Consider the following 13193-nt stretch of genomic DNA (forward strand, 5'->3'; position numbering starts at 1 on the left):
TTTATCCAAAAATTAAGCAACCATAAAAAAGCACAACCGAAGTTGTGCTTGAAAAATAAAATTCGCTTTTTTTATTTTTGGATATGTTTTTCAACTTCTTCAAAACTGGTATGACGCACATCCAAGCCTTTCACCATGTAAATCACTTGCTCAGAAATGTTACGCGCATGGTCGCCAATCCGTTCTAATGAACGTAATACCCACATCACATTAATCACGCGCGCAATATGACGCGGGTCTTCAATCATATACGTCATCAAAGTACGCGTTGCAGACTGATATTCACGGTCAATATCAGCATCGGCCATCATCACCCGTAACGCTTGCTCAGCATCCAAACGCGCGAACGCATCTAAAGCATCATGAATCATGACACGAACTTGGTTACCAATATGACGCGTTTCCATATAACCACGTGGTGATTCGCCATCTTCACATAAACTTTGCGCAATACGAGCAATTTTCGCAGCCTCATCACCAATACGCTCTAGATCAGTATTGGCTTTCGACATTGCAATCACCATACGCAAATCAATCGCAGCAGGATGACGACGGGCTAAGATCAAGGTCAATGCTTCATCAATTTCACGCTCTAATTGATTCACTGCATTGTCTTTAAACTGTACATCTACCGCTAAGTTGGCATCGGTGTCGAGTAGCGCATGAATTGCATTTGCCACTTGTTGCTCTACCAAACCACCCATGGTCATAAATTTGGTGTTCACATCCTGCAAATCTTCATTGAACTGTGAAGAAATGTGATGGTTTAAAACAGGACTATTTGGCAAAGGACGTACTCCACAGCAACATCATGAGGGACTAAAGTTTGAGCGATATTAAAACATATCAATTATGAAGATTTGATGACAAGAGCTCATTCTGAGCTTGTTTTGTCGATCCACAATGCTTTCATTTTTCGCATCTCATAGTCAGTCAACTTACCCACAGATGCCTTTAAATGCAAGATAATGCGCAAATCACCTTTCAAGTATCCGCATTGTATTTTGATTAAAACAGTATGCCTTCCCCATGAATGTCCATTTTTAGCACTAAACTTTTAACCAAATTGACATGCATCGAATTCAATTACACCTATCACAACTTAGCTTTCGCCAACATCATCAAAAGCAAAAGTTTATTCAAACGAATTGTTATTAGTTTCGTATATTTTTTATTGCATACATTACACTGACATATCTTAATGCATTCATTATGAAGTAAATATTTTCCAGCGTCATAAACCCTGAACCACATTCATTCACAATACTACACATTAAAAATCTGATTCCTCTATAAAATGAGGCGTGGAGAAACGGAGTGTCTCTATATCTTGTTGTCGCTGAACTGAGTTTTCTAAATCGAGTTGCTGTGAGTCATTTTTCTTTCTTTTCACTTAAAACATATACGCTCATATTTTTGTGCGTAATGCTGGCTGCCTGTCAGAAACCAGAGCCAGTGAGTTTTCAGGAACCAGCTAGAATTGAAGCGTCTTCGTCACAAACGATGGATCTCACAGATTTGTGCCAAAAAATTGGCAAAAACATGTCCGAAATAGATGCTCAGCGTACCACTTTTGCTTTAGAACAAATCAACCAAGACTTGAAACTATGTCTACCTTTACTTGATTTCCAACAGCAAAAACATTTATTGAGTTTATCTAATAAAATGTACAGTGACTTCTTAGCCGTCGATCGTACGCCACAGCAACAACGTGCTTTTGAAAGTTATGCTTTAGAAATGGCACAGCACCCGACCATTCAACAGAGTCTTTTTGAACAATTAACGCTTCGTGACCAATACTTAATCAAACATCAAGGCCAATCTTATGTGGAGTTATTCGACGCAGGCGAAGGGGAAGTCCATTACCGCCGCAGCCCTGAATATTTAGCTAAAATTTTTGCACCCTATTTACCTGTTGCAGAGCAAGCGTTTATTGAACATTTAGCAGCACAAAATCAGTACCCTGCCGTGATCGACCATCAAGTTAAAATTGATGCTAAAGAAATTGCAGATCGTGCATTGTATTGGGAAAGTTATTTAAAACAATATCCTCAAAGTAGCTATCATCAAGATGCCCGCCATTTATTGAATCTATATAGCACCTTGCTGTTTATTGGACCAAATACTCAAGCTGTTTATGATGGCTATACCGTACAAAGCAGTTATTTAGAGGAAATTGAGCGTCTTGCTGAACTCAAAAATTCAGTAGTCACCGATCATGCACGTTTATTTTTGAAATTTATTGAACTTAGCCCTGAACAAAGAACAGCTCAAATCATCTTGCCTGCTTCCACTCATCCGCAGCGTTTAGGTGCAGAGCAATTATTACAAACTCAACTCGCTCACTTTATTCAACTCCGTATGGTTCAACCCGACCAAGGCAAAGACTGCTTAAGTGATGCCATTTGCCTGAACCGCTAACATATACGCTCTCAAATTGTGCTCATATTTTGAGTAAAAAGATCGCTGTTTTTGCTTAACATGCATGTTAAGATGATGCATCGCTTGACGGAGCGCGAGTAACAACTCGCTGAGATCATCTAAAGCTTTTTATGAAGTTTTGAAGATGAGTACCGTTGAACCTGATCAGGTTAAGACCTGCGTAGGAATCAAGCCATCTAAAAACTGAACGCCTTTCATTGAACTATTTCCAGTAGAAATACATTCGTTGCATTTGTATCCACAAATCAACAACACATAGAAATAGTTTCAATTGCCATCGTTTTTGGTCGTGCTTGATTCGTTGATGTCATTCATAAGGATCATTGCAATGAACCATTTAACGAATCTTTCCGCTGAAATTTCAGCACAACATGAACAAGATGCCAAAGACCTGACCCGTATCTTGCCTGCCTCTAAAAAAGTCTATATCCAAGGTTCGCGCCCAGACATTCAAGTCCCCATGCGTGAGATTGAACTGACCGAAACCCCAACAGGCTTAGGCGGTGAGTACAATCCGCCTGTCATGGTATATGACACCTCTGGCGTATATACCGATAGCAATGTCAGTATTGATCTGAATAAAGGCCTACCAAATGTCCGTGAAACTTGGATTGAAGAGCGCGACGATACTGAAATATTAGACTGCCTCAGCTCAAGCTTTGGTCAAGAACGTTTACGGGATATTCGTACCGCTGAGATTCGCTTTGCGCATATTCAAAAACCACGTCGTGCCAAAGCGGGCCACAATGTCACGCAGATGCATTATGCTAAACAAGGCATCATTACGCCTGAAATGGAATACATCGCTATTCGTGAAAATCAACGTCAGCGTGAAGGGGTCGATGCACGTCAGCACGTGGGGCAAAACTTTGGCGCGCATAACTTGATGGAAATCACACCTGAGTTTGTGCGTAAAGAAGTGGCTGAAGGACGTGCGATTATTCCTGCCAATATTAACCACCCTGAAATTGAACCGATGATCATTGGTCGAAACTTCTTGGTGAAAATCAATGCCAATATTGGTAACTCGGCTCTTGGCTCTTCAATTGATGAAGAAGTCGCAAAAATGACGTGGGCAACCCGTTGGGGTGCAGACACCATCATGGACTTATCGACCGGTAAAAATATCCATGAAACCCGTGAGTGGATTATCCGTAACTCACCTGTTCCGATTGGTACTGTGCCTATCTATCAAGCTTTAGAAAAAGTCGATGGGGTTGCGGAAGACCTCACATGGGAAATTTTCAAAGACACACTAATTGAGCAAGCGGAGCAAGGTGTAGACTATTTCACCATTCATGCGGGTGTCTTATTACGTTATGTACCGATGACTGCAAATCGTCTCACTGGCATTGTCTCTCGTGGCGGTTCGATCATGGCGCAGTGGTGTTTGGCCCATCATCAGGAAAACTTCCTCTACACACATTTCGATGAAATCTGCGGAATCATGAAAGCCTATGACGTGTCATTTAGTCTCGGTGATGGTCTACGTCCAGGTTGTATTCAAGATGCCAATGACGAAGCACAATTCTCTGAGTTACGCACATTAGGTGAGCTCACTCATCGTGCGTGGAAACATGATGTTCAGGTGATGATTGAAGGACCAGGGCATGTGCCTATGCATATGATCAAAGAAAACATGGATCTACAACTTGAAGTTTGCCAAGAGGCGCCCTTCTATACTTTAGGTCCATTGACCACCGATATTGCCCCAGGTTATGACCATATTACTTCTGCGATTGGTGCAGCGATGATTGGTTGGTACGGGACTGCCATGCTGTGTTATGTCACCCCCAAAGAACACTTGGGCCTGCCGAACAAGAAAGATGTCAAAGATGGCATCATCACCTATAAAATTGCAGCGCATGCGGCAGATTTGGCCAAAGGTCATCCGGGTGCGCAAGTCCGTGACAATGCCCTGTCTAAAGCACGTTTTGAGTTCCGCTGGGAAGATCAGTTTAATTTAAGCCTTGATCCAGACACGGCGCGTAGCATGCATGATGAGACTATGCCAAAAGAAGCACACAAATCTGCACACTTCTGTTCGATGTGCGGTCCGAAGTTTTGTTCGATGAAAATCACCCAAAACGTCAGGGATTATGCACAAAATAAACAGAACACTGAACTGAATAAAATTCAGCAAGAAGAGGTTGAATCAGGCCTCAATAGTATGAAAAAACAGTTCCATGCAACAGGACAAAACTTGTACCAAAAAGTGTAAGTTCATAAAAAACCTTTTGTAATCATGCGATTCTCAGTTAGGATGAAGTGATAAATTTCATCCTGATTGAGCTTTATGAACATAATTAAGCAAGCTACATATCACCGTGAAGATGTCCAAATTGTAGACAGAACCTTTCTGTTTCGGGGTTTTATCCAAGTAGAAAAAGTAAATTTACGTCATCGTCTGTTTAATCAAACTGAGTACACCTCTGTGATTTCACGTGAGCTCATTCAGCGCCCTGAAGCGGCTGGTGTCTTGATTTATGACGATACACAACAAAAATTTGCACTGATTGAACAGTTTCGTATCGGCGCTATGGATGACCAAGATTCAGCTTGGCAGCTAGAAATTATTGCAGGGGTTTTAGATGGAGATGAATCACCCGAAAGTTGTATTCGTCGCGAAGCACTAGAAGAATCAGGTTGTCAGATTGAACAATTACAACATCTGTTCAGCTTCTATCCTTCTGCGGGTGCCTGTGCTGAACTGTTCCATCTGTATAGTGCTGCAGCCAATTTACCTGAACAAGGCGGTGTCTTCGGTATGCCAGATGAAGGTGAGAACATTTTATTGCACCTAATTGATTATGCGCAGATTGGCACATTACTTTCCAATGGTCGGCTCAGAAATGCGCCTGTCATAATGGCCTTGCAATGGCTACAACAACAGATTAAAACGACAAGGAATGTCTAAGGGGTCAGACATGACTTTAAATAATGAAAAAAATTGGATCATTGTCCAAATTTCCGATACGCACTTGATGGATCAAGATCATTTGGAATTTGTACATATGAATCCAGAGCAAAGCTTTCATCATGTGATGCAACACATTGTTGAACGCCATCCAAAAATTGATGCCATCGTCCATACAGGCGACTTGGCACAGGTTCCCGTGCCTCGGACTTATCAGCGCTATCTAGACTTTATGCAAAGTTTAAAGACGCCGTTTTACCAAGTGCCTGGCAATCATGACAATATTGAACACTTCCCTTTTCATGAGCAACAGAATAAAGCTCACGTTATTCACTTTGGTCCGTGGAGCGTAGTCTTACTCAATAGCGCAGTAAAAGGAAAAGTTGATGGATGGGTGGATGAAGCTCAGTTGATTCAGTTGGAACAGATTTTACAAGATTTTGCACAACAGCATATTCTGATTGCTTGTCATCATCATCCCTTTGAAATGCAGTCCAAATGGATTGATCAGCATAAACTCAAGAATACCCCAGACCTCACTGCTGTGTTGGCACGACATACCAATGTCAAAATTGTCTTATCAGGTCATGTCCATCAAGAATCATGGCGTGAATGGCACAATATTCAGTTTTATTCGACACCTTCAACCAGTGTGCAATTTAAGCCTTTAAGTGATCATTTTGCTTTAGATGAGCAAGCACCTGGTTATCGTATTTTACAATTAAATGCAGATGGAACACACGAAACACAGGTACAGCGCGTGTCACACGCGCAACAAAAAATAAATGTTGAAATTTCAGGTTATTAACTTTTCATTTTTCTCGTTTTCAATTACCTTAGTTGCTCTTACGAAAAAGTGATCAATTTAATCCAAACATCAAAGACTATCAAAATACTTAAAAAGTCTATATGATGACGACCCCCGAGGGTGGAATCTACTCGAGGGTGGATAAAAACACTTGCATATCACCATATTTTTTGCGTATTGAATACGTATATGATGAGGATTGCCCTAAATGGCGAATGACAACCAAAATACTGTCTTAGACGAACAAACTGATGTTGTAGATGAAAAATCTACAAAACGCGTGCGCAAAACTAAGCCCAAAGCGACTGACGGTGGTTCTACTGCTAGCTTATTTGGTATTGAACCTTATCAGCCGAAAAAAAATGAAGAATACATGTCTGAAGGTCAGCTGGAGCACTTCCGCCAGATCTTATTGGCTTGGAAAGCAGAGTTGATGTCAGAAGTTGACCGTACACTCAACACCATGCAAGACGAAAACACCGCTTTGCCTGATGTGAATGACCGTGCGACACAAGAAGAAGAGTTTGCAATTGAACTACGTACACGTGACCGTGAACGTAAACTCATCCGCAAAATCGAACAATCAATTGAAGCGATTAAAAACGACGACTATGGTTTCTGTGAAACCTGTGGTATCGAAATTGGTCTGCGCCGTTTAGAGGCTCGCCCAACTGCAACTTTATGTATTGACTGCAAAACGTTAGCAGAAATCAAAGAGAAGCAAAATAACGGTTAATCATGTTATTTAATAATCCTCCCCCAACCCCTCCTTTACAAAAGGAGGGGGACAACAGGATGGCTTATGTGGGTCGGTTTGCGCCATCGCCAACCGGCCCTTTGCATTTTGGTTCACTCATTACAGCCGTTGCCAGTTATTGCGAAGCAAAAGCACATCAGGGCTTATGGTTAGTACGCATTGAAGACACTGACATTCCCCGCATTTATCCTGGCAGTGAAAGCCATATCTTGCGTTGTATCGAAGCTTTCGGCTTTCAACCCGATGCAGAGATCATTTTCCAAAAAGATCGTCTCGATCTATACGAAAACGTCATTCAACAATTGCATCAACTCCAACTGGTCTATGCCTGTCAATGCACCCGCAAAATGCTCGGTTCTAATCACATTTATGCAGGTACTTGCCGTGACCTTGCTCTGCCTTTTGAGCAACAATCCATTCGCGTCAAAGTGGAAGATCTCGAGATTTGTTTTAATGATGCGCTGCAAGGCAGACACTGCTCGCAGCTAGCACATGAGCTCGGTGACTTTGTACTGAAACGCCGTGATGGCATTATCAACTATCAGTTAGCAGTCGTAGTAGATGACTACCTACAAGGTATCACCCATGTGGTTCGTGGTGCAGACCTTTTAGACAATACCGAGCGACAAATTTATTTAGGTCAGCTCTTAAATTACCCGCATCTTAACTATATGCATCTGCCTTTAGCCATGAATGATCAAGGGCAAAAACTGTCTAAACAAAACATGGCACATGCACTCGATCTCAACCAAGCACCTGCTCTACTCGCTCAAGCGATACGCGCTTTAAATCAGCCAGCTGTCGAGTTAGACCACCCTGAACAAATGTTGCAACAAGCCATCGCACAATGGGATGTTTCGCTGATTCCGCATTGCACTACCCTGCACGGCACTTATGTATAGCAAAACGATTACGGCAGAAACTCAACACTAGGCATAGCATTCAACGTTTCAATTAAAGCAAATTCAAAACTGATGTAAACCATTACAGTTATATCCATCATAAAAGCATGAGGGATAAATGCACTGATGAAAAACAGAATTCAGGAACAGCTCAAACGCTATTCGCATAATAAAAAACATGTCCAGTATGCAAATAACATGATGAAAGAAGAATCAAGCTTAGAAGCTTGATTCTTCTTTCGTTGGGTTAGTGCTTTGTGTGCTGGCATCAATTTTTAAAATCAAACTAATCATCACTGCACACATAATCAGTGATGAACCACCATAACTAATGAAAGGCAGGGTCAAACCTTTGGTTGGGAGCATCCCCATATTCATACCTGCATTGACCAAAATTTGCAGTAAGAAAATAATCGACACACCATAAGCCAAATACCCCGCACGCAGGTACTGGTTTTTCAGTGCACGATGACCAATTTTGATACAACATACCAACATGGTAAAGGACAGAATTAAGACTGTCGTAATTCCGAAAAAACCAAACTCTTCACCTAAAATAGCCAGCATGAAGTCAGTATGAGCTTCTGGTAAATACGCCATTTTCTGCACGCTATGCCCAAGCCCTACACCAAACCACTCCCCACGCCCAAAGGCCATCAAGGCATTGGAAAGCTGATAACCCGTACCTAGTGGGTCTTCCCAAGGGTTAGAAAACGACATTAAGCGCTCAAAACGGTAAGGCTCAAACACAATCAAAAAGACAAAGGCCGCAAAGATTGCACCAAAAGCCATACCAAACTGAATGAGGGGTGCGCCAGCAAGAAAGAAGATGCCGAGCATCATCAAGCTAATCACTACGGTTGCACCTAAGTCGGGCTCCGCAATAATCAAACCCACCGTCAACAGCATAATGATGCCGAGACGGATCAAGCCTTTGATGTTGTTCCTTACCTCTTCAGCACGGCGTACCACATAGTCCGCCGTGAAAATCGCCATCATTACTTTGGCGACCTCAGAGGCCTGCAAGGTGAAGCCCGCAACACGAATCCAGCGGGTCGAACCATTCACCTCTGTACCAACAACCAATACCGCGGCCAGCAGTAAAATGGTTAAGATCCACAACGGAAAAGTATTGTTAAACCAGACATTGAGCGGTATTCGGTAGACGGCGTAGGCTAAAATACCCGCCACAACAATGGAAATCCCATGACGCAATACGTAGTGGAATGAATTCTCATGAAGGCGTTCAGCATACGGCATAGAAGCCGAAGCTACCATGATCGAGCCTAAACACAACAACGCTATCACACAAAAGATCAATACATTACGCGGTGTCACTTCACTGGGTACACGTGGCGCCCAACGGCTATAAAACTGGTTAATTTTATTGATCGTTGTCTGAGCAAACTCAGCCATCTCAATTTCCTTATTATTTTTAGTGGAGTTCTTGCACACAAGCGACAAACTGATGTCCGCGCTGTGGGTAACCACTGAACATATCAAAACTTGCACATGCAGGTGACAATAACACGACATCGTGGGCTTGGGTATGTTGTTGGCAAAGTGCAACCGCCTGCTCTAAAGTGTCAGCATGCAGTAAAGTCGTTGTTCCTGCCACGGCTTTTTCAATCAATACTGCATCTTCACCAATCAATACCGCCACTTTCACATATTTGCTCAAAGCTTCACGTAAGGCACTAAAGTCTTGCCCTTTACCTTGACCACCTAAAATGATCGCAACTTTGCCACCTTTGGCCGCAATTGCTGCGCCTAAGCCATCAATTGCCGCTAAAGTTGCGCCGACATTGGTTCCTTTAGAGTCATTATAGTAACGGACCCCCTCAACGTCTTTCACAAATTCACAGCGATGCTCTAAGCCTTTAAAGCCTTTCAGCGTTTCCAACATCGACTCAAGCGGAAGATTAATCGCTTCACCCAAAGCTAAACAGGCTAAAGCATTGGCAACATTGTGTGTGCCTTGAATATACATCTCTGCACTATTCAATAACCGTGTGCGGCCACGAGCCAACCAAATCGTACCATCATCATCTCTTAACACACCGTACTGATTCATATCAGGAGCATTTAAACCAAAGCTTTGCATTGGTGTAGCATCAGGTACCAAAGGACGAGTGAGCGAGTCATCACGGTTATGAACAACTTTTTTCACACCTTGGAAAATACGATGCTTCGCGGTGTGATAACCCATCATATCGCCATGACGGTCAAGATGGTCTTCACTCATATTCAGCACCACCGCAACCTCAGCCTGTAAATTTGATGTGGTTTCTAACTGAAAGCTGGATAACTCCAAAATATATAGGTCTGGATCATCCTTGGTTAAGTCTAAAGCTGGACGGCCAAGATTGCCTCCCACCGCGACTTTCACACCTGCATGTTCAGCCATCAGCCCAATCAAGGTCGTCACGGTACTTTTTGCATTAGAGCCTGTAATCGCCATAATCGGTTTATCGGTTGCACGGCGTAGGATTTGAATCTCACTCACCACAGGAATGCCTTTGGCAATCGCAGCTTGAATTTCAGGTAGTTTCGGATCAAGCCCAGGACTAATAATGATTTCTTCAGCAGACAACAACAGCTCTGCGTCAAACTGACCAAAACTGGTTTGTACCTCTGCTGGAATTTGGTCATGACCGGGCGGGGTCGATCGAGAGTCCGTTACTGCAACGCGGTAGCCTTGGTTATGTAAAAAATTGACCGCTGCAACACCTGAAATACCGAGTCCTGCAACGACCTTAAGTCCACCACGTTGTATTAACATTTTCGCCCCATGCTTGGTCTGAAATTTATCTGCGGAAATGTTAGCACTTTGCTGTTTTGAATGCTTTTTCTGTTTTGACTTTCCCGCACTTTTTTTGTGTCAGTGCGTAAAAAAGCCGTCCCTATCGGACGGCTTTTTTATTTGTGAGTAAAAATCGTTTTATTTCCACTTCACCGCCTGAACTTCAGGCTTTTTTGCACTGCTGTCTTCTGTCGCTGGGCAGGCACAATTTCCACCACACCCACCAGACATCGCAGGTTTTAACCACGCTGCTAAACGCGTCCAACCGCGTGCTTCACATAGCTCCGCCAAGGATGTGAAAACTGAACCTGATGTCTGAGGAAATACTTTCTTAAACACCACCACCGCACTCCAGATCACTAGAGCAGCAACAATTAGAACTTCAATCATCTCAATCTCCTCGCCTATTTACACTGATTAGCCCAAATAGTGCGTTGCAATTTGATAGGTCAGGAATGACATTAAATAAGCCAAACCAAACAAGTAAATGGTCATAAAACTCACGGTTTTCCATGAACCTGTTTCACGTTTGACCGTCGCTAAGGTAGCCAAACAGTGCGGTGCATAAATAAACCACACCAGTAAAGATAGTCCAGTCGCTACCGACCAACCGAGCTCACCACCACTACTGATCAGTGAAGCCAAGCCTTGTGACATGGCATCATCATCGACAGCAGATAAGGCATATACCGTACCTAGAGCTGCCACCACCACTTCACGGGCTGCCATGGCTGGAATCAAAGCAATACAAATCTGCCAGTTGAAGCCCAGTGGCGCAAAAATCGGTTGCAGTAAATGACCAAGCATGCCTGCAAATGAATAATCAATTTCAGGTAAAGTCGCGCCTTCAGGGGCTTGCGGGAAAGTACACAAGAACCACAGCAAAATAGACAAGGCGAAAATGATACCACCTACACGACGTAAGAAGATCTTGGCACGGTCAAGTAAACCAATCCAAATATTCTTCAAGTCAGGGAAACGATAGCTTGGTAACTCCATCATCAACATATGTTGTGACTTGTCTTTCTGGAAGAATTTCAGAACGAAAGATACACACAGTGCACTCACAATCCCTGCCATATATAAAGCGAACAACACCAAGCCTTGTAAGTTGAACAAGCCCCAAACGGTTTGATTGGGGATGAATGCTGCAATCAATAATGCATATACAGGCAACCGTGCTGAGCAAGTCATCAACGGTGCAACAAAAATCGTGGTCAAACGGTCACGGGGATCGCTGATGGTTCGTGAAGCCATGATGCCCGGAATCGCACAAGCAAAACTAGACAAGAGTGGAATAAAGGCACGTCCTGAAAGACCTGCCTTATACATCAGTTTATCCAGCAAGAATGCAGCACGTGGCAAATAACCTGATTCTTCCAACACTAAAATAAAGAAGAATAGAATCAGAATCTGTGGCAAAAATACCACCACACCACCTGCACCTGCGATGATTCCATCCACCACCAAACTGTTGAGTAAAGGTTGACTAATCACCCCACCTGCGGTTTCACCCAACCAGCCAAAGAAAGTTTCAATCCCATCCATAAACGGCGCTGCCCAAGCAAAAACCGCTTGGAAAATAATAAACATCATCACAGCGAGGCTGACTAAACCGAGAACAGGATGCAAGAAAATTTTATCCAGAAAATCTGTTCGTTTGTCTTCTTCATCAACATACTGCACCACATCGTGCAATACATTCTCAACCTTCTGATGTGCCGTATCACCTTTTAAACCTGTCAACTCAGTATAAGGCACAGCATATTTGCCCTGCTCTAAAGCACTGAGGAGACTTTCAATACCCGAGTTACGTACTGCAACGGTTTCAACAATGGGCACACCCAAACGCTCAGAAAGCTTTTGGGTATTGATTTGCATCCCACGGCGACGTGCTTCATCCATCATGTTTAAAACGATTAACATTGGACGACCCAATGCAATCAATTCAATCACTAAACCAAGATGAAGTTTGAGGTTGGTTGCGTCAACAACGCACAAGAAAGCATCTTGCTGACCTTCATCGGCAATTTTCCCCATCACCACGTCACGGGTAATCATTTCATCAGGGCTGGTCGCATCTAAGCTATACGTACCTGGCAAGTCCAAGACGCGAACTGCTTGACCTGAAGGCAAACTAAACTGACCAACTTTACGTTCAACCGTTACACCCGCGTAGTTGCCGACTTTTTGACGGGTTCCAGTGAGATGGTTAAATAACGAAGTTTTACCGCAGTTAGGATTACCTACAAGGGCAACACGCAAGGCATCACTCATCTAGGTGCTCCTTCGACTTGAATTTCAATTTTTTCAGCTTCAACTTTTCTTAGGGCGAAACGTGTAAAACCCACTTGGATTAAAATGGGATCGCCTCCAAAAACGCCTTTGGTAATCACCTGTACTTTAGTACCTGCAACAAATCCTAGTGTTTCAAGACGACTAGCCACCAAGTCAGTCTGAGCTTCGCCATCCAAAGTACGATTCACTTTGCTAATGATGGCAGTTTGTTTGACTTTTAAATCAGATAAACGCACCGCATCCAACCCTTTAATATTTTGAACAGT

General features: G+C 43.0%; 12 protein-coding genes and 1 riboswitch. Of the genes, 6 read left to right on the forward strand and 6 right to left on the reverse strand.

Annotated features, from left to right (window positions below; translation table 11 throughout):
* Positions 1 to 71: 71 nt before the first annotated feature.
* A complete protein-coding gene (phoU, locus tag GBI16_RS03665) occupies positions 72 to 788 on the reverse strand; it encodes a phosphate signaling complex protein PhoU (protein ID WP_004692799.1) in 717 nt (238 codons plus the stop codon).
* A 580-nt stretch (positions 789 to 1368) separates the two neighbouring features.
* Here phoU and GBI16_RS03670 point away from each other — a divergent pair.
* The 6 genes from GBI16_RS03670 to gluQRS all read left to right on the forward strand — a co-directional run bounded on the left by GBI16_RS03670 (position 1369) and on the right by gluQRS (position 7826).
* Positions 1369 to 2421, forward strand: coding sequence for a hypothetical protein (locus GBI16_RS03670; RefSeq protein WP_151706555.1), 1053 nt, complete (start codon positions 1369 to 1371; stop codon positions 2419 to 2421).
* Positions 2422 to 2499: 78 nt separating this feature from the next.
* A riboswitch (TPP riboswitch) is annotated at positions 2500 to 2626 on the forward strand.
* A 144-nt stretch (positions 2627 to 2770) separates the two neighbouring features.
* Positions 2771 to 4663 (forward strand): phosphomethylpyrimidine synthase ThiC, encoded by a 1893-nt coding sequence (thiC, locus tag GBI16_RS03675; RefSeq protein WP_086209758.1) that lies wholly within the window; start codon positions 2771 to 2773, stop codon positions 4661 to 4663.
* Positions 4664 to 4738: 75 nt separating this feature from the next.
* A complete protein-coding gene (locus GBI16_RS03680; RefSeq protein WP_086209759.1) occupies positions 4739 to 5359 on the forward strand; it encodes an NUDIX domain-containing protein in 621 nt (206 codons plus the stop codon).
* A 10-nt stretch (positions 5360 to 5369) separates the two neighbouring features.
* Positions 5370 to 6167, forward strand: coding sequence for a 3',5'-cyclic-AMP phosphodiesterase (gene cpdA / locus GBI16_RS03685; RefSeq protein ID WP_086209760.1), 798 nt, complete (start codon positions 5370 to 5372; stop codon positions 6165 to 6167).
* A gap of 208 nt (positions 6168 to 6375) precedes the next feature.
* Positions 6376 to 6903 (forward strand): RNA polymerase-binding protein DksA, encoded by a 528-nt coding sequence (gene dksA / locus GBI16_RS03690; RefSeq protein ID WP_004692816.1) that lies wholly within the window; start codon positions 6376 to 6378, stop codon positions 6901 to 6903.
* A gap of 2 nt (positions 6904 to 6905) precedes the next feature.
* Positions 6906 to 7826: a tRNA glutamyl-Q(34) synthetase GluQRS gene (gluQRS, locus tag GBI16_RS03695; RefSeq protein WP_228147002.1), complete on the forward strand. Its 921-nt coding sequence runs from the start codon at positions 6906 to 6908 to the stop codon at positions 7824 to 7826.
* 219 nt (positions 7827 to 8045) lie between these two features.
* Here the strand turns inward: gluQRS and ftsW are convergent, their stop codons facing one another.
* The 5 genes from ftsW to GBI16_RS03720 all read right to left on the reverse strand — a co-directional run bounded on the left by ftsW (position 8046) and on the right by GBI16_RS03720 (position 13163).
* Positions 8046 to 9242 carry a putative lipid II flippase FtsW gene (gene ftsW, locus GBI16_RS03700; protein WP_151706531.1) on the reverse strand — a complete coding sequence of 399 codons (1197 nt, stop codon included), beginning with the start codon at positions 9240 to 9242 and terminating at the stop codon, positions 8046 to 8048.
* A 19-nt stretch (positions 9243 to 9261) separates the two neighbouring features.
* Complete coding sequence (gene murD, locus GBI16_RS03705; RefSeq protein ID WP_151706532.1) at positions 9262 to 10608, reverse strand: UDP-N-acetylmuramoyl-L-alanine--D-glutamate ligase; 1347 nt, start codon at positions 10606 to 10608, stop codon at positions 9262 to 9264.
* 159 nt (positions 10609 to 10767) lie between these two features.
* Positions 10768 to 11019: a DUF6587 family protein gene (locus tag GBI16_RS03710; RefSeq protein WP_086209764.1), complete on the reverse strand. Its 252-nt coding sequence runs from the start codon at positions 11017 to 11019 to the stop codon at positions 10768 to 10770.
* 27 nt (positions 11020 to 11046) lie between these two features.
* Positions 11047 to 12906: a ferrous iron transporter B gene (locus GBI16_RS03715; protein ID WP_086209765.1), complete on the reverse strand. Its 1860-nt coding sequence runs from the start codon at positions 12904 to 12906 to the stop codon at positions 11047 to 11049.
* Positions 12903 to 13163 (reverse strand): FeoA family protein, encoded by a 261-nt coding sequence (locus GBI16_RS03720; protein WP_213033328.1) that lies wholly within the window; start codon positions 13161 to 13163, stop codon positions 12903 to 12905. Before GBI16_RS03720 ends, GBI16_RS03715 begins: the two co-directional genes overlap by 4 nt.
* Between the last annotated feature and the right edge of the window lie 30 nt (positions 13164 to 13193).

This window comes from Acinetobacter sp. TUM15064, from assembly GCF_008980265.1.
Classification (GTDB): domain Bacteria; phylum Pseudomonadota; class Gammaproteobacteria; order Pseudomonadales; family Moraxellaceae; genus Acinetobacter.